Source organism: Janthinobacterium sp. OK676, from assembly GCF_900103595.1.
Taxonomy (GTDB): domain Bacteria; phylum Pseudomonadota; class Gammaproteobacteria; order Burkholderiales; family Burkholderiaceae_D; genus Janthinobacterium.
This window is the reverse complement of sequence record NZ_FNHA01000013.1, coordinates 185,572-203,180: the sequence shown is the minus strand read 5'-3', so window position 1 is coordinate 203,180 and position 17,609 is coordinate 185,572. Positions and strand designations below refer to the sequence as shown.

Below are 17,609 nucleotides of genomic sequence, written 5' to 3'. Positions count from 1 at the left end.
CTTGTTCTTCATCAGGCGACCAGGGGACGGGGATCTTTCAGGTATTGCTCGCGAATAGCCTTGGCCGACCAGTAGGTCAGCGCGCAAGCGAGGCCCGTCGGGTTGTAGCCTATGCCGACCGGGAACACGCTGGAACCGACGGCAAACACGTTGTGCACGTCCCAGCTCTGCAGGTAACGGTTGACGACGCTGGTCTTGCGGTCCGCGCCCATGGCCGTGCCGCCCGCCCAGTGCGTGGTCTGGTAGTTGCGCAGGTCGAGATGGTCGCCCACGTTCTTGACGGACACCTTGATCGATTCCGGGTTCATGGCTTCGGCCACCTTCATCATCTTGTCCGTGACGAAACGGCTCATCTTGATGTCGTTTTCCTTCCAGTCGAAGGTAAAACGCAGCAATTGCTGGCCATACTTGTCCGTGTAGGTGGGGTCGAGGTCGACATAGCAGTCGCGGTAAGTCATGTTGGCGCCGTGGCAGTCGAACGAGACCGTGTTCAAATAGCTCTTCTTGACGGCCTTTTTCCAGGCCGAACCCCAGGCGGGCGTGCCGTCCGGCGTGGCAATGCCGGAAATAGGCTTGGAGCCGGCCGGGTTGCACCAGGCGGGCGAGCCGCCGACAAAGCCCAGCGGGCCATGGTCGAAATTGTCGCCATTCCAGTCATCGAGCGCGACGCCGGTGCCGCCGGCGCCGATGAACGGGTTCGTGTTCGTGTCTTCCTTGAAGAAGGTCTGGATGGTGGACATCATCTGGTAGGCGATATTGCGCCCCACCACACCCTCGTTGCTGACGGGGTCATATGGCTTGCCGATGCCCGACAGCAGGAACAAATGCGCATTGTTGTAGGCAAAGGCGCTCGCGATGACGAGGTCGGCCGGCTGCTCGACGGCCTTGCCGTCCGCATTGATGTAGGTCACGCCCGTTGCGCGCGCTTTGCCACCCTTGCTGCCGTCGAGGTTGATGCGCACGACGTTGCAATTGGCGCGCAATTCAAAGTTCGCCACCATGCGCAGGGCCGGCATGATGTTGACGTTGGGCGAAGCCTTGGAATAGTTATAGCAGGCGTAGCCCGAGCAGAAACCGCAGAAGTTGCATGGGCCCATCTGGCAGCCGTACGGATTCGTGTACGGGCCGGACGCGTTCGACGAGGCGTTGACGAAGGGGTGGTAGCCGACAGCCTTGGCCGCGCGGCGGAACAGCTCGGCCGTGTACGGCACTTTTTGCGGCGCCAGCGCGTAATTGTCGGAGCGGTCGCCCTCGAACACATTGCCGTCGCCGACGACGATGCCGTTGACTTTATACGCCTGGCCCGAGGTGCCGAAGACTTTCTCGACGAAATCGAAGTGCGGCTCCAGCTCGGCGTAAGTCACGCCGAAGTCCTGGATCGTCATGCCTTCGGGGATGAATTTCTTGCCGTAGCGGCGTTCGTAATGGCTGCGGATTTGCAGCTCTTCCGGCAAGACGCGCCAGTGCATGCCCGACCAGTGCAAGCCCGCGCCGCCCACGCCCGTGCCCGGCTTGAAGGCGCCGATCTGGCGGTAGGGTACGGCCACGCCCGTGATGCTGTGGCGGAAGGTGAACGTGCTCTTCGACATATCCTGGAACAGCTTGCTGCGCTGGATGTAGGTCAGCTCGTCGAGCGTCTTCGGATAAGCGCCATCGGGATAGGTGTCGCGGTACTCGCCGCGTTCCAGCGCGACCACGTTCAGGCCCGCCTCCGTCAATTCCTTGGCCATGATGGCGCCGGTCCAGCCGAAGCCGACAATCACGGCATCGACAGGCTTCATTTTTACATCTGGTGTGATATCACGCATGATGGTTTTTCTTTTTCTTTGATCGGGTACTAAAAGTTTTAGGCGATGGATACGGGAGGCAGCGGATACTTCTTGCCATACTGTTCCACCCAATCCATGTAGTCGGCGCGCGCGCCAGGGAAACCCACCATCTTCCAGGCCAGCATGTCCTTGTTACCACCGTGCACGGGGTCGCAGAAATAGCCTTCGCGCGTGTTTTGCAGCAGCTGGTTGAAGAAGACTTTCGACGGCACTTCGCCGATGTCCAAGGTCCCTTTTTGCAATTGCGTGATGACGGCGTCGCGCTCGGCCCCGTTCAGCTGCACGAAAGGCTTGCCGGACTGTTTCTGCACGGCCGCATTGACGCCGGCCAGGGCACTCTTGTACAGCTCGCGCGGCGCCATATGGAACTGGTAGCCGAACTGTTCGATCGATGGCACGAACGGCCCCTGCATGTACCACAGCGCGCCATAGGCGTATGGCGTGTTCATCTGCAAGTCGATGAATTCATGCGCGCCCGATTCCAGCGCGCCCGGCCCTTCGGCGTCGGCGGGAATCAGGCGGTCGACCAGCGCCGTCAAGGTGGCCCATTCGGTGGCGTCGAAAAAGCGCGGTTTGTAGGCAGGCTGGTCCTTGGAGACGGCCATGGCCAGGCCGCCGCCGGCACCGGCCAGCAAGGCCACGGCAGGCGCGGCGCCGACGGCCTTGCGCAGGAAGTTGCGCCGATGGGGCGAAATCCCGATGATTTTCATAGGTTTTCCTCAGGCGGCACGAGCCGCCACAGTGATGGATGTGGAAGTCAGAAAGAAAATACGGGCACGCGCCGCGCAGAGTGCAGAGTTCACGTTGGACAGACTGGGATATCGCGGCGCTCCACCGTCAATCTCCCGGTTAGTTGACGAGGATGATTGACAAGCAGTTGCTTTGCATTTACGGTGCGCATCGTACCATAATTAAAAGAAACATTCAGAGACAGGCCAGACGTGATTAAAAAAGAGGCAGCAGTGCGTGGCCGCCCGCGCAAGGCGGGCGTGGAAGATGCGGTACTGGAAGCGATCGTCATGCTGGTGCGCCAGCATGGGCTCGATGCGGTGACGACACAGATGGTGGCCGACGCTGCCGGCGTGGGGCGCCAGACGATCTACCGGCGCTGGCCGCGCCGCGAAGACATGCTGCTCGACGCGCTCGTCAAGCGCACGGCGGAAAAGCTGCAGCGCGCGCTCGACATGCCGGACGGCCAGGAAATCGAGGCGATCTGCGCGCGCATCTTCGACAACCTGAACGCCGATGGCCGCTTCACCTGCGACTTGTTGGTGCTGATCCACAATGATGCGGCGGCGCAACTGCGTTTTCGCGAGCAGATCGTCGCGCCGTGGATTACCCTGGTGGTGCAGCGCCTCGTCAACATCGGCGTGCGCGCCGACCTCGACCTGCGCCTGTTCGCCTTCATGCTGCAGTCGGCGCTCGTGTACCAGATGCAACTGGGCGGCCAGCTCGACGATGCCCTGCAGGAGCGGTGCTGCCGCTTTATCCGCAGCATGCTCTAGCACTGGATATAATCGTGGCGTCACCTTCTTCGCCACCACCAGAAAGCCAGCCCATGAGCCACGTGTTTCCCGCCAGCCTGCAAGCGCCACGCAGCCGTTTAAGCAGCAACGGTCCCGAACTGTCGCGCATCGTCGCCGGCATGTGGCGCATCGGCGAGTGGAATATGTCGGCGCAGCAACGCCTGGCCTTCATCGAGCAATGCCTGGCGCTGGGCGTGAGCAGTTTCGACCACGCCGATATTTATGGCGATTACAGCGCCGAAGGTTTATTTGGCGAAGCGCTGGCCCTGCAGCCGGCCTTGCGCGACAAGATGGAGCTGGTCAGCAAATGCGGCATCAAGCTGCTGTCGCCGCACCGCCCCGGCCATGCCATCCAGCATTACGACACGAGCGCGGCACACATCACCAGTTCCGTGGAACAGACCTTGCGCCAGTTGCAGACGGACCGCCTGGACTTGCTGCTGATCCACCGCCCCGACCCGCTGATGGATTTCGACGAGATCGCCGGCGCCTTCACGCAATTGAAAGCGGCGGGCAAGGTGCTGCACTTTGGCGTGTCGAACTTCAGCCGCCACCAGTTCGAGTGCCTGCACCGGCGCTTTCCATTGGTGACGAACCAGGTGGAATTTTCGCCGCTGCACGTGGCGCCCCTGTTCGACGAAACCTTCGACGGCTTGCAGGACGTGGGGGTGGCGCCGATGATCTGGTCGCCGCTGGCGGGCGGCCGGCTGTTCCAGGGCGGCGACGCGAATGTGGAAAATTTGCGCAATGTCATCAAGCAGATCGCGGATCAACTGCAGCGTCCGTTTGCCAGCGTGGTGTTTGCCTGGATCATGCAACTGCCATGCCGCCCCCTGCCGCTGACGGGCACTGGCCGCATCGAGGCCGTGGGCGTGGCCGTGGAAGGCACGCAGTTTACGCTCAGCCGTAGCGACTGGTTCGCCATCCTGCGCGCCGCGCGCGGGCACGAGGTGGCCTGAGATTAATCGATCTCGTCCGGGTCGTTGAATACCTGCGGCAGCGCAATGCCGCGCCAGCCCAGGTACCACGCCAGGTTCAGCGCCAGGGTGGCGGCGATGTAGACGGCGAAGAACAGCGCGAAGAAGCTTGTTTTCAGCCACACGAGCAGGCCGATGGCCACGATCAGCACCAGCAGCGCGGCAGGGCTTTTCTTTTGCTTGGAGCTGGGGAAGCGCAAGGTCGACACCATCAGGCTGCCCACGCCGACGAGCAGCAGCATCAGCAGATAGCTGTGCAGCATGGAATCGATGGGCGCCGGCCACGCCACCACGACGGCCGCCACGCAGGCGGCCCCGGCCGTGATCGGCATGCCGACGAAATACAGGGGATCGGTACGCCCCACATTCACATTGAAGCGCGCCAGGCGCATGGCGCCGCACGCGACAAAGAAGAAGCTGGCCATGCCGCCAAAGCGCAGCAGCAGCGGATCGTGCACGCCCATCTGCACGAAACCATAGCAGTACAACAGGACGGCTGGCGCGCAGCCGAAATTCATCACGTCGGCGATGGAATCGAGCTGCACGCCGAACTGCGAACTGGTGCCCGTCAACCGGGCCACGTAGCCGTCGAGCGCATCAAACACGCCGGCGAGCACCAGCAGCGCCGCCGCCAGGCGGTAGGCATCCGCGTCGCCGACGCCGGCGTTATCGACGGAAATGACGATGCTGGCAAAACCGCAGGCTATCGACAGCAAAGTCACCATGCTGGGCAAGGCATATTTGGCGCGCTGCAGGCGCGATTTGGGCAATGTATTCAAATGTATGGGCAATCAAAGTAGCGGGATGAGGCAATGCAGCGGCAAACGCTGCGCCGCGCCCATTCTACCCTGCGCAGCTGCGACGCCGTCCGCGCACGGTCGCGCGACATATCTTTTCATGGATGCTCTACGGAGTATCAAAATACTTTAGAATCGTTTTACAGGGCAGCACACGGGTCCCCGCCGCTGTCCGCCTACCTATACAGGAGTCAATTTGATTGCCTCGTCGCTGCGTTGGAAATACTGGATACCCACCCTGCTGAGTGCTGCCCTGCTCAGTGCATGCGGCGGAGGCGGCAGCGATAGCAGCAATGCTGCGCCCGGCACGTCGACCCCGGCCGGGCAACTGACACAGGAGCCAGGCGCTCCCGTCCTCAGCAACAATATTGCCACCGATGGTTTTAACTGGTTCAACTACCGACGCAGCCAGATCGGCCTGTCGCCACTGGTGCGCAACAGCCTGATCGACAGCGCGGCCCTGGGCCATTCCAGCTATCTCAATCTCAACAATACAGTGGCGCACGAACAGGTGCAGGGCAAGCCCGGCTTTACAGGCGTCACGCTGGGCGACCGCCTGGCCAAGGCCGGCTACGTCGTCACCTCGCTGCAGGGCGAAGTCATCGCCGGCGCGAGCAACACGTCCGGCTTTTACCTGGCCGAAGAGCTCGTCACGGCCATCTATCACCGCTTCGTCATTTTCGAGCCGCTGTTCAAGGAAGGTGGCGCGGGCGCGGCCGTCAGCGGCACCGGCTATGCGTATTTCACCACCGACCTGGCCGGCAACCGCAACTATGGCCCCGGGTTGACGGCGGGACAAATCGTCACCTATCCGTTCAGCGGCCAGCAAAAGGTGGCCGTCAGTTTTTCCAGCGATAACGAATCACCCGATCCCGTGCCGAACCAGGACGTGGTCGGCTACCCGATCAGCGTGCATGCCAACTACGGCACGCCCGTCAGCGTGGCGGCGTTCAGCGTGCGCCAGCGCGGCGCCGCCGCGGACCTGGCGGTGCGCCTGCTCACCAGTGGCAACGATGTGCATACGCCGGTCTCGGCCGCATCCATCATCCCGCTGGCGCCCTTGAACGCGAACACCAGCTATGACGTGAGTTTCATCGGCAAAGTCAATGGCGCCGACGTCACGCGCAGCTGGTCATTCACGACGCGCTAGCCATGCCAAGCGGGCGCGGCGTCGAAGACGAGTGGATGTAGAATAGCTGGTACTGCTTTACTGACATTGACAAGTTTTGGGGCGCCCTGCACACCAGGCATGATGAAACCACACGCCACTTGCGATGATGATGCCGCCGTTGCGGCATCCGACATGGTCCGTATCCTCGATGTCGAGAACGGACTGGGCCGCATCATGGGCGACCGCGTCCTGTACCTGAAAATCCTGCGCCGCTTCCTGCACGACCACGGCACCACGCCGTGCCAGATCCGCGCCGAATTCGACACGGGCAACTATGCCTCCGCGCGGCTGAAGGCGCATACCCTGAAGGGCGCCGCCGGCATGATCGGCGCACGCCATGTGCACAGCTTGGCGCAAACCCTGGAATCGGCACTGCGCGCGCAGGCGCCCGACCTGGCCCAGCAGATGCTGCAGCTGGAACTGGCGCAAGACCAATTGCTCGGCGCGGTCAGCAGCATGCTGGGCACGCCGGAGGCAACCCACACGGCGGCGCAGGACGTGGCGCCCGACCCGGCCGCGCCCGCCATCCAGCTGCTGCTGGCGCGCCTGGCCAGCCATTTGCGCGAAGGCGACGGGGCAGCCATCGACATCCTGGAAAACTCGGCCAGCGTGCTCGCCGCCAGCCTGGGCGTGAACGTCTACCAGGAAGTGGCGGCCGCCGCGCACGAATTTGATTTCGACGGCGCCCTGGCGGCGCTGCTGCGGCGCCGCTAGCGCTCAGCCCGCTGCCGCTCAGCTGTTGTACTGTGCCTCTTCCGCATACGCCACGCAACAACTCTTGCAACAGAAACGGCGCACGGCATCGAGCGGCTTGTCGCAGTACCAGCAAGCGCCTTTCGGCGGCAGCGCTGCGATCAATTGCGACAGGGAAGGCAATGGCGGCGCCACGACTCCCCCGCTTTCCACGACTTCCGGCTGTTCGCTGTCCATGGCGCTTCCTTTCCTAGCGGCACTTCAAGGCCGCTCAGCAAGATTACGTCAGCGCAGTTCGGACTTCATGACATTTCTCAACGGGGCAGATGCTAGCTTGACTTCCGATAGCTGCGCACCGCGTCATTGGCCTGTTCGTCGATGATTTTCCGCAGCTTCGGCTGCCCCGCATACTTGGCGGACAGCCGCTTCCATTGCCGCTGCGCCTGGCCGCAGGCATCGTCCACGGCCGCGATGATTTCGCGCTGGCGCGCCTTGTCGTTCTCATCCCATTCGCCGGCAAAATGCTCGCACGTTTGCGCGTGCTCAATGAACTTGGCCACGTCCTTGGGTAATTTTTCCTGCGCGCCAACCAGCATGGGCAGGCAGGCGAACACGAAAGCGAGCATAAGTTTCATCGCCACCTCCTTATTTGCCGATGCAGAAACGGCTGAAGATCACGCCCAGCAGATCGTCTGGCGAAAACTCGCCCGTGATGCTCGACAGTTGCACCTGCGCCAGGCGCAGCTCTTCGGCGAACAGGTCCAGCGACTGGTCATCCTGCGCCGCGTGCTCGGCCGCGATATTCAAATGCTTGCCGGCAGATTTCAAGGCGATCAGATGGCGTTCGCGCGCCAGGTACAGCGATTCGCCCGTCTGCTGCCAGCCGGCGATGCGCAGCAGTTCCGCGCGCAAGAGGTCGATACCGATGTGCTCGTGCGCCGACAGATACACGTGGGTGGCGTCCGGCATGCTGTCGACGCCGGGCTTGTGGCCGGAGAGATCGATCTTGTTCCACACGCGCACCACGGGCACGCCTTCGGGGAAGGCGGCGACGATGGTTTCATCGGCCAGGGTCGGGCCGTGGTCGGCGTCGAGCAGATGCAGGATCACGTCCGCCTTGCCGATCTCGCCCCAGGTGCGCTCAATGCCGATGCGCTCGACGGCGTCGACAGTGTCGCCCGCGCTGCGGATGCCGGCCGTGTCGATGATGTTGAGCGGAATGCCTTCGATCTGGATGGTTTCGCTGACCTTGTCGCGCGTGGTGCCGGCGATCGGCGTGACGATGGCCACGTCGGCGCCCGCCAGCGCGTTCAGCAGCGACGATTTACCCACGTTGGGCTGGCCGGCCAGCACGACATTGAGACCTTCGCGCAGCAGCGCGCCCTGCGCCGCCTGGGCAAACACTTTGTTCAAGGCTTCGATGACGGCTTTCAATTGACCGCGCGCATTCGATTTTTCCAGGAAGTCGATTTCCTCTTCCGGGAAATCCAGGGTCGCCTCGACCAGCATGCGCAAGCCCGTCACCTGTTCCACCAGCGCGTGGATGGTGTTCGAGAACGCGCCCGACAGCGATTGCGAGGCGGACTTGGCGGCCGCTTCCGTGGACGCGTCGATCAGGTCGGCCACGGCTTCCGCCTGCGCCAGGTCCAGCTTGTCATTGAGAAAAGCGCGGCGCGTGAATTCGCCCGGTTCGGCCAGACGCAAGCCGCTGTCACGGCCCGCTTCCAGCACGCGCGCCAGCAGCAGCTGCAGCACGACGGGGCCGCCATGGCCCTGCAATTCCAGCACGTCTTCGCCCGTGTAGGAATGCGGGCCCTTGAAGTGGATGGCGATACCCTGGTCGATGATGGCGCCATCGGCTTCCGTAAAGGGAAGATAGGTGGCGTGACGCGGTTTGAGCTGCTGCGCGCCGAACAGGGCCGTCATCAGGGGAGCGAGATTTTTGCCGGAGGCGCGTACCACGCCGATGCCGCCGCGCCCGGGAGCGGTGGCGATGGCGGCGATAGGGGAAGAGTCGAGTTTCATGGGGGATATTGTAGATGAAAAAAAAGCCCGCGCGAGGCGGGCTTTCTGTTCGCTGGCCGGAATTATTTGGCGGCTGGCGCGTATTTTTTGGTGATCACCCATTGCTGGCCGATCGACAGGACGTTGTTGACGACCCAGTAGAGTACCAGGCCCGACGGGAAGAAGAAGAACATCACCGAGAATGCCAGTGGCATGAACAGCATCATCTTCGCTTGCATCGGATCGGCCGGGGCCGGGTTCAGCTTGGTCGTGATGTACATCGAGATCGCGTACAGCACAGGCAGGATGCACCATGGGTCATGCTGGGCCAGGTCGGTGATCCAGCCGATCCACGGCGCGCCGCGGATTTCCACGGACGCGTTCAGCACCCAGTACAGGGCGATAAAGACGGGCATCTGGATCAGGATCGGCAGGCAGCCGCCCAGCGGATTGATCTTTTCCGTCTTGTACAGCTCCATCGTGGCCTGGTTCATCTTTTGCGGGTCGCCCTTGTAGCGCTCGCGGATCGCCTGCATCTTCGGCGTGACCAGTTTCATCTTGGCCATGCTGCGGTAGCCGGCGGCCGACAGCGGGAAGAACGCCAGCTTGATCAGGATCGTGAAGGCGATGATGGTCCAGCCCCAGTTGCCCAGCACGCTGTGGATGTGTTCCATGACCCAGAAGATCGGCTTGGCGATGATGGTCAGCCAGCCGTAATCCTTGACCAGTTCCAGGCCAGGCGATACCGATTCCAGCAAGTGCGCAATTTGCGGACCCGAGTACAGCTTGCTGTCCATGCTGGCCGAGGCGCCAGGCGCCAGGGTCGGCAATGGCAGCACGTTGCCGATGGCGTACAGATTGGTGCCGACTTTCTTCGTGAAGATGTCGCGCTTGACGTTCTCGGGCGGAACAAAGGCGGACACAAAGAAGTGCTGCGAAATCGCAAACCAGCCGCCATTCGCCGATTGCGGATGCAGGCCTTTCATGGCGTTGTCGTTGCCCTTCTTCTCGTCTTCCACGGCCGCTTTTTCGATTTTCTCGAACGTCAGCTTCTGGTACTTGTCTTGCGGCGTGTACAGGGTCGGACCCGTGAAGCTGCTGTTGAAGAAGGAATCGCCGACCGGCTTGTTGCCGTCATGCGTCAGTTGCAGGTACAGCTGCGGCGTCACGGGGGCCGCGCCCACGTTGGCCACGTCGTGGCGCACGTCGATGACGTAGTCGCCGCGCTTGAACGTAAACGTCTTGGTCAGCTTGACGCCGCCTTCGACCGCTTCCATCACCAGTTGCACTTGCTTGCCGTCACCGAGGGTGCGCACGCCAGGCTGCACGGTAAAACCGCTCGCGTGGGTAGGGAAAGGACCGCCGACCAGGCCCGACTGCGCCAGGTAGGTATGGTTCGCGCCTTCGTCGAACAGCACTTCGTTTTGCTTGCCTTCGTCAGGCTGGCACCATTTGAACAGGCCGAAGCAGCCGCCGAACCAGCCCGGATTGCCCGCGCCCTTGAACTTCAGCAATTCCAGACGCTTGACCTGGCCGCCCAGGGTGTCGATGTCGACCTTGATGACGTCGGTGGTGATGGTAATCACTTCGCGCTTGAACGCGGCGGGATCGGTCACTTCGCCAGGCACGGCGGTCGCGCCGGCGGCAGCCAGGGCGGCCGTCTTGGCCGGGGTGACAGGCGCCTTGGCGGTTTGTTCCGTGTTCGCGGAGAACATCGACGGCTTGCCGTTCGAGATCATCCATTCGTTCCAGAGAATTACCAGCGAGACGGAAAACACGATCCACAGGATGGTACGTTTATTGATATCCATTAGGGTATTTGTCAGGAGTGGTTGCAACCGCAAGCGGTCGTTGAAGATTGTTTGCAATCGGCCGGCGGCACCGGGTCGACGCCCCCTTCATTCCAGGGGTGGCAGCGGCACAGGCGCTTGGCAGCCAGCAGGCTGCCCTTGGCTGTACCGTGCACGCGCAGCGCTTCCATCGCGTAATGCGAACAGCTCGGATAGAAACGGCAATTCTGTCCCAGCATGGGGCTGATCAGCAACTGATAAGCGCGCAGCAGGAACAGCAGCAGGGTTTTCATGGCGTGCAGGGTGGTGATGCAGCAACAGAACGGGCCTGGGCGGCGATTTGCGCCGCGAACAGGCGGCTCAATTCTTCACGCAGCTCGGCTTTGAGCTTGGTCGTGGTGGCCGGGCCATCCTTGCTGTTGACGGCGCGCGACAAACGCACCACGCAGTCGACCGGCGGCATCGCGCTGTTGCGAAACAGCTCGCGCGTGACGCGCTTGATCGTGTTGCGGGTCGCCGCGCGGGGCGCGAAACGCTTGGCCACAACGACGCCCAGCCGCGCATGCGGCAATTGATTGTGTCGGGTGTACAGCACAAAATGCGCTGTTTTTTGCGAAGGGCGCAAACGAAAAACGGATGAAAATTCATCCGTTTTAACGATACGCCGAACGCGCGCGAAGTCGTGTGAACCTTCGCGTTGATTGCCGACTGGAGTACAGCTAGCCACGCGATCAGCTGTCAACGACAAGCCTAGACGGCCAGACGTTTACGGCCTTTTGCGCGACGTGCGTTGAGCACATCACGGCCACCACGGGTAGCCATACGAGCGCGGAAGCCGTGCGTACGCTTGCGGCGAACGACGGAAGGTTGGTAAGTACGTTTCATGTTGGTCTCGCTAAAAACAAAAAAAATGCAAAATCGGGTCTGACGTCCCGTCAGTTTTTGGTGCCAATGACAATCGCGCACTTATGCCAAGGCACAAGCTGGCCAATCTCATCGCCCGCTTAATCCACGCTTAGTCCATATTGTCGTTCCAAATGAATAAACACGGAATACGGGCGGGGAACCCTGAATTATTCAGCATATGCCCCCCTCTTGTCAAGGATTGCCGTGATCGCCTGGAAATTTGCGCGCCGGCCCCCATCTGCTTGCAAGGCCCCGCCACAGGCCGCGCCAGCACTGCCTGTGACGGGATAACCGGGGGATAAGTCGCCTCTTATGCACACGGCGCCCCACCCTGCCACAGAAAAATAAGCGTCGTGCCTGTGGATAACTTTGTCAGTCGGGAGTAGAATAGCGCGTTACGTGTGGCGAGCCCTCGCGCGACGCCGGCCTTGCAACACGGTGAACGCAGGGCAGAATCGATACGCCCTCCCACACCTTTTCACATAGACATACATGGATAATTTCTGGCAGGCCTGTTCCGCGCAGTTGGAACTGGAGCTGACACCGCAACAATTCAGTGCGTGGATCAAACCGCTTATCCCTCTCGATTACGAAGAGGGCAAGCTGCGCATTGCTGCGCCCAATCGCTTCAAGCTCGATTGGGTCAAGACCCAGTTCGCCAGCCGCATCACGGCCCTGGCCATTCAGTACTTCGAAGCGCCGACGGAAGTGCAGTTCGTGCTCGACCCGCGTCTGGCCTTGCCGAAGAAGCCCGTTGCCGCCAGCACCCCGGCCAGCGATCCGAACGGCGGCGCGCCTAGCGCGCGCGCCGCGGAGCCGCAGCCCAGCGTGCCGGAACTGAGCATCGGCGCCGCCCCGCGCCGCGAACAGAGCCGCATCAACACCGACCTGACCTTCGACAGTTTCGTGACCGGCAAGGCCAACCAGTTGGCGCGCGCCGCCGCCATCCAGGTGGCGAACAATCCGGGCGTGTCCTATAACCCGCTGTTCTTCTACGGCGGCGTCGGCCTCGGTAAAACCCACTTGATCCACGCCATCGGCAACCAGGTGATGGCCGACAATCCGGGCGCAAAGATACGCTACATTCACGCGGAACAGTACGTTCGCGACGTAGTGACCGCTTACCAGCGCAAGGGTTTCGACGATTTCAAGCACTACTATCACTCGCTCGACATGCTGCTGATCGATGATATCCAGTTCTTTGGCGGCAAAAGCCGCACGCAGGAAGAGTTCTTCTATGCGTTCGAGGCATTGATTGCTGCAAAGAAACAGATCATCATCACCTCGGATACGTATCCGAAGGAAATCACGGGCATGGACGACCGCCTGATCTCGCGCTTCGACTCGGGCCTGACGGTGGCCATCGAACCGCCGGAACTGGAAATGCGCGTGGCGATTCTATTGAAAAAAGCCAAGCAGGAAGGCGTGACCTTCTCCGACGACGTGGCCTTCTTTGTCGCCAAGCACTTGCGCTCGAACGTGCGCGAGCTGGAAGGCGCGCTGCGCAAAATTCTGGCGTACTCGCGTTTCCATGGCAAGGACATCACCATCGATATCGTCAAGGAAGCCTTGAAGGACTTGCTGTCGGTGCAAAACCGTCAGATTTCCGTGGAAAACATCCAGAAAACCGTGGCCGACTTTTTCAATATCAAGGTTGCCGACATGTATTCGAAGCGCCGCCCCGCGAATATCGCCCGGCCGCGCCAGATCGCCATGTACCTGGCCAAGGAATTGACGCAGAAGAGCCTGCCCGAAATCGGCGAGCTGTTCGGCGGCCGCGACCACACCACGGTGCTGCATGCCGTGCGCAAGATCGCGCTGGACCGCACCAAGAATCCGGAATGCAACCATGAATTGCATGTGCTGGAACAAACGTTAAAAGGATAAGCGCGCCTGCGGGGCAAGGCTGGCTCAAAACGTGCTTTACCCTTATTATCTGGGAGAGCACCGCAGCCGGCCTGCCGGGGCTCCCCTTGCAATGATTGTTAAATTACTACGTTAAACTTCATACCTATACATTGAGGATAAATATGCAATTGGTCAAAACCACCCGAGATACCCTTCTCCGGCCACTGCAGATCGTGAGCGGTATTGTCGAGCGTCGGCACACTATGCCGATTCTGGCCAATATCCTCATCCGCAAAGACGGTGAAAATGTCTCCTTCCTGTCGACCGACACCGAAGTGCAGATCACCACGCACGCGGAAATCGGTTCCGGCGCGGACGTGACGGGCACCACCGTGGCCGCGCGCAAGCTGCTGGACATTCTGCGCGCCCTGCCCGAATCGGGCGACGTCACGATGACGCTGCTGAACAAGCGCCTGACCGTGCAAACGGGCAAGTCGCGTTTCGCCCTGCAAACCCTGGCGGCGGAAGAGTTTCCAACCGTGCAACAGGCGGAAAGCTACAACGCGTCCGTCACCCTGCCCCAGAAAACGCTGAAACACCTGTTCAATATGGTGCATTTCTCGATGGCGCAGCAAGACATCCGCTACTACCTGAACGGCTTGCTGCTGGTTCTGGATGGCAATAACGTCATCGCCGTAGCCACCGACGGCCACCGCCTGGCGTTTTGCCAGGTCGCCACCGAGCAGACGTTCGCGCGCCAGGAAGTCATTATTCCGCGCAAGACCATCATCGAACTGCAGCGCCTGCTGGAAGAGAACGATGAGCCGGTCCAGCTGGACATCGCCGCCAACCAGGTGAAACTGACCTTTGCCGACATCGAGCTGATCTCGAAGCTGGTGGAAGGCAAGTTCCCCGACTACACGCGCGTGATTCCAAAAGGCTACAAAAACGACTTCACCATCGGCCGCGATGAACTGCTGCGCTCGCTGCAACGCGCCGCCATCATGACCAGCGACAAGTTCAAGGGCGTGCGCTGCATCATCACCCCGGGCAGCATGAAGATCAGCTCGACCAATGCGGACCAGGAAGAAGCCGTCGAAGAGCTGGAAATCGACTACGGCGGCGACTCCGTCGACATCGGTTTCAACGTGACGTATCTGCTGGACGTGCTGAACAACCTGAAATGCGAATACGTCAACATCGCGCTCGGTGATTCGAACTCGTCCGCCCTGATCTCCATCCCCGACAATGCCGACTTCAAGTATGTCGTCATGCCGATGCGCATCTAAAGACCACAGCAGTGACGTAGGTCGGATGAGCGCAGCGTAATCCGACATGCTGAATCGCCGTCTGTCGGGTTACGCCGTTCCGGCTAACCCGACCTACGTCATCAGCCAGCAGCCCCGAATCAATCAGCAATCGTTATTTGAGAAAGCAGTCCATGTCCGAGAATCCACAAGACACCCCGATCCAGGCCAAAACGGAAGAATACGGCGCCTCCTCCATCCAGATCCTGGAAGGCCTGGAAGCCGTACGCAAACGCCCGGGCATGTACATTGGCGACACCTCGGACGGCACCGGCTTGCACCATCTGGTGTTCGAAGTGCTGGACAACTCCATCGATGAATCGCTGGCCGGCCACTGCACGGAAATCCACGTCACCATCCACAGCGACAATTCGATCTCGATCACCGACAATGGCCGCGGCGTGCCGACCGGCCTGAAGATGGACGACAAGCACGATCCAAAGCGTTCGGCGGCGGAAATCGTCATGACCGAACTGCACGCGGGCGGCAAGTTCGACCAGAACTCGTACAAAGTCTCGGGCGGCTTGCACGGCGTGGGCGTCTCCTGCGTCAACGGCCTGTCGAAACTGCTGAAACTGACCATCCGCCGCGACGGCAAAGTGCACTTCATGGAATTCGTGCGCGGCGTGCCGCAGAACCGCGAAATCGAAATGCGCGACGGCGTGGCCGTCTCGCCCATCAAGGTCATCGGCGATACGGACAAGCGCGGCACGGAAGTGCATTTCTGGGCCGACGAAGAGATTTTCACGCACGTGGAATTCCACTACGAAATCCTGGCCAAGCGCATCCGCGAACTGTCCTTCCTGAACAATGGCGTCAACATCAAGTTGTCCGACCAGCGTACGGGCAAGGAAGAAGTGTTCGCCTTCGAAGGCGGCACGCGCGGCTTCGTCGAATACATCAACAAGGCCAAATCGGTCTTGCACCCGACCATTTTCCAGGCCACGGGCGAGCGCCTGTCGGACCAGGGCACGAACATCACGGTCGACGTGTCGATGCAGTGGAACGATGCCTACAATGAACAGGTGTTGTGCTTCACGAATAATATCCCGCAACGCGACGGCGGCACCCACTTGACGGGTCTGCGCGCGGCCATGACGCGCGTGATCAACAAGTACATCGACGAGCAGGAATTCGCCAAGAAGGCGAAAGTGGAAATCAACGGCGACGACATGCGCGAAGGCCTGACCTGCGTGCTGTCCGTCAAAGTGCCGGAACCGAAATTCTCGTCGCAGACGAAAGACAAACTGGTGTCGTCGGAAGTGCGCGGCCCCGTCGAAGAGATCGTCGCCAAGACCCTGGCCGATTACCTGCAAGAAAAACCAAACGACGCCAAGATCATTTGCGGCAAGATCGTCGAAGCGGCGCGCGCACGCGAAGCGGCCCGCAAGGCCCGCGACCTGACCCGCCGCAAAGGCATCATGGACGGCTTGGGCCTGTCGGCCAAGCTGGCCGACTGCCAGGAAAAAGACCCCGCCCTGTGCGAACTGTACATCGTCGAGGGTGACTCGGCAGGTGGCTCGGCAAAACAAGGGCGCGACCGCAAGTTCCAGGCGATCCTGCCGCTGCGCGGTAAAGTCTTGAACGTGGAAAAAGCCCGTTTCGAAAAAATGCTGTCATCGGAGCAGATCACCACCCTGATCGCCACGCTCGGCACCTCGATCGGACCGGACGAATTCAACGTGGAAAAACTGCGCTACCACCGCATCATCATCATGACCGATGCGGACGTCGACGGCGCCCACATCCGTACCCTGCTGCTGACCCTGTTCTACCGCCAGATGCCGCAACTGGTCGAGCGCGGCCACATCTACATCGCGCAACCGCCGCTGTACAAGGTCAAGGCCGGCCGTGACGAGCGCTATCTGAAAGATGACGCCGAAGAAGCGAGCTACATGATGACGGTGGCGCTGAACACGGCCGTGCTGGTGCCGCGCGAAGGCGCGGAAGGCATTTCCGGCGAAACGTTGACGGAACTGGTGCGCAAGTTCAACCTGTCGAACAGCATCATGACGCGCCTGACCCGCGTCATCGACCGCGCCGCCCTGACGGCCATCATGACGGGCGTGCAGCTGGACCTGTCGACGCTGGACCTGGCGGAAACCTCCGCCCTGGCCCTGCAGACGGCCATCAACGACAGCGCCGTGCGCGTGCACGTGCGTTCCGACGATTTGTCGGAAAAACACAAGCTGCACATCGAGCGCATGCACCACGGTAACGTCAAAGTGACGGCCATCGACGCCGACTTCGTGCAAGGCCCGGACTACGCCGTGCTGAGCAGCGGCGCCGCCACCTTCGAAGGCCTGATCGGCGAAGGCGCGTTCGTCCGCCGCGGCGAAGGCGAGCGCACCAAGGAAATCGCCGTGGTCGACTTCCACCAGGCCATGCAATGGCTGCGCGACGAAGCCGAACGCACGGTCTCGAAACAACGCTACAAAGGTCTGGGCGAAATGAACCCGGATCAACTGTGGGAAACGACGATGGACCCGACCGTCCGCCGCTTGTTGAAAGTGCAGATCGAAGACGCGATTGCCGCGGATCAGATCTTCACCACCTTGATGGGGGATGATGTGGAGCCACGCCGCGCGTTCATTGAAAACAATGCGCTGCGGGCGGGGAATATCGACGTGTAAGCCAGCCAGCTTCCTGGTTTCCGTTGCAGCCAAGGCGGCCCTCTTCAGGGCCGCTTTTTTTATGCACGCAACATCCTGCCGCCATATTGACATACTTGCTAAAAGCAAGCAATAATGTGCCTTAAGCA

At 61.1% G+C, this 17,609-nt stretch carries 17 protein-coding genes; 7 read left to right on the top strand and 10 right to left on the bottom strand.

The annotated features are described in order from the left end of the window. Window positions 1–11 precede the first annotated feature (11 nt). Together BLU39_RS23525 and BLU39_RS23520 are read right to left on the bottom strand one after the other, a co-directional pair. Window positions 12–1,808 (bottom strand): GMC family oxidoreductase, encoded by a 1,797-nt coding sequence (locus BLU39_RS23525; protein ID WP_232731240.1) that lies wholly within the window; start codon window positions 1,806–1,808, stop codon window positions 12–14. A 38-nt stretch (window positions 1,809–1,846) separates the two neighbouring features. After that, window positions 1,847–2,539, bottom strand: a complete 693-nt coding sequence (locus BLU39_RS23520) for a gluconate 2-dehydrogenase subunit 3 family protein (RefSeq protein ID WP_092717635.1) — start codon at window positions 2,537–2,539, stop codon at window positions 1,847–1,849. A gap of 231 nt (window positions 2,540–2,770) precedes the next feature. Between BLU39_RS23520 and BLU39_RS23515 the strand changes: the two genes are divergently transcribed. Both BLU39_RS23515 and BLU39_RS23510 read left to right on the top strand, forming a co-directional pair. Continuing rightward, on the top strand, window positions 2,771–3,334 hold the full coding sequence (locus BLU39_RS23515) for a TetR/AcrR family transcriptional regulator (RefSeq protein ID WP_139178460.1): 564 nt from the start codon (window positions 2,771–2,773) through the stop codon (window positions 3,332–3,334). A 53-nt stretch (window positions 3,335–3,387) separates the two neighbouring features. Further along, entirely contained in the window at window positions 3,388–4,314 is a 927-nt protein-coding gene (locus tag BLU39_RS23510; protein ID WP_092717630.1) for an aldo/keto reductase, read from the top strand. A gap of 2 nt (window positions 4,315–4,316) precedes the next feature. On the opposite strand, the gene pssA is transcribed toward BLU39_RS23510, so the two are convergent. Then, on the bottom strand, window positions 4,317–5,057 hold the full coding sequence (gene pssA, locus BLU39_RS23505) for a CDP-diacylglycerol--serine O-phosphatidyltransferase (protein ID WP_254789051.1): 741 nt from the start codon (window positions 5,055–5,057) through the stop codon (window positions 4,317–4,319). Window positions 5,058–5,325: 268 nt separating this feature from the next. Here pssA and BLU39_RS23500 point away from each other — a divergent pair, with 268 nt between their 5' ends. Further along, window positions 5,326–6,279, top strand: a complete 954-nt coding sequence (locus BLU39_RS23500) for a CAP domain-containing protein (protein WP_368087033.1) — start codon at window positions 5,326–5,328, stop codon at window positions 6,277–6,279. A 99-nt stretch (window positions 6,280–6,378) separates the two neighbouring features. Next, window positions 6,379–7,014 (top strand): Hpt domain-containing protein, encoded by a 636-nt coding sequence (locus BLU39_RS23495; protein WP_092717623.1) that lies wholly within the window; start codon window positions 6,379–6,381, stop codon window positions 7,012–7,014. An 18-nt stretch (window positions 7,015–7,032) separates the two neighbouring features. On the opposite strand, the gene BLU39_RS23490 is transcribed toward BLU39_RS23495, so the two are convergent. From BLU39_RS23490 to rpmH, 7 genes are all read right to left on the bottom strand, one after another. Further along, window positions 7,033–7,230, bottom strand: coding sequence for a hypothetical protein (locus tag BLU39_RS23490; protein WP_092717621.1), 198 nt, complete (start codon window positions 7,228–7,230; stop codon window positions 7,033–7,035). A gap of 92 nt (window positions 7,231–7,322) precedes the next feature. Further along, window positions 7,323–7,628, bottom strand: coding sequence for a hypothetical protein (locus tag BLU39_RS23485; RefSeq protein WP_139178458.1), 306 nt, complete (start codon window positions 7,626–7,628; stop codon window positions 7,323–7,325). 10 nt (window positions 7,629–7,638) lie between these two features. Further along, complete coding sequence (mnmE, locus tag BLU39_RS23480; RefSeq protein WP_092717617.1) at window positions 7,639–9,018, bottom strand: tRNA uridine-5-carboxymethylaminomethyl(34) synthesis GTPase MnmE; 1,380 nt, start codon at window positions 9,016–9,018, stop codon at window positions 7,639–7,641. Between the two features lie 62 nt (window positions 9,019–9,080). After that, window positions 9,081–10,808, bottom strand: coding sequence for a membrane protein insertase YidC (gene yidC, locus BLU39_RS23475; protein ID WP_092717615.1), 1,728 nt, complete (start codon window positions 10,806–10,808; stop codon window positions 9,081–9,083). Window positions 10,809–10,819: 11 nt separating this feature from the next. Beyond that, window positions 10,820–11,080 carry a membrane protein insertion efficiency factor YidD gene (gene yidD, locus BLU39_RS23470; RefSeq protein WP_010401993.1) on the bottom strand — a complete coding sequence of 87 codons (261 nt, stop codon included), beginning with the start codon at window positions 11,078–11,080 and terminating at the stop codon, window positions 10,820–10,822. Next, the gene (gene rnpA, locus BLU39_RS23465; RefSeq protein WP_092717610.1) at window positions 11,077–11,514 is read right to left on the bottom strand and encodes a ribonuclease P protein component; all 438 of its coding nucleotides are present in this window, start codon (window positions 11,512–11,514) and stop codon (window positions 11,077–11,079) included. The genes yidD and rnpA overlap by 4 nt, the downstream gene beginning before the upstream one ends. Before the next feature lie 23 nt (window positions 11,515–11,537). Beyond that, complete coding sequence (gene rpmH, locus BLU39_RS23460; protein WP_010401996.1) at window positions 11,538–11,672, bottom strand: 50S ribosomal protein L34; 135 nt, start codon at window positions 11,670–11,672, stop codon at window positions 11,538–11,540. 513 nt (window positions 11,673–12,185) lie between these two features. Between rpmH and dnaA the strand changes: the two genes are divergently transcribed. From dnaA to gyrB, 3 genes are all read left to right on the top strand, one after another. Continuing rightward, window positions 12,186–13,580, top strand: a complete 1,395-nt coding sequence (gene dnaA, locus BLU39_RS23455) for a chromosomal replication initiator protein DnaA (RefSeq protein ID WP_034754339.1) — start codon at window positions 12,186–12,188, stop codon at window positions 13,578–13,580. A 143-nt stretch (window positions 13,581–13,723) separates the two neighbouring features. Beyond that, on the top strand, window positions 13,724–14,830 hold the full coding sequence (gene dnaN, locus BLU39_RS23450) for a DNA polymerase III subunit beta (RefSeq protein WP_034754341.1): 1,107 nt from the start codon (window positions 13,724–13,726) through the stop codon (window positions 14,828–14,830). 152 nt (window positions 14,831–14,982) lie between these two features. Further along, complete coding sequence (gene gyrB / locus BLU39_RS23445) at window positions 14,983–17,481, top strand: DNA topoisomerase (ATP-hydrolyzing) subunit B (RefSeq protein WP_092717607.1); 2,499 nt, start codon at window positions 14,983–14,985, stop codon at window positions 17,479–17,481. Window positions 17,482–17,609 lie beyond the last annotated feature (128 nt).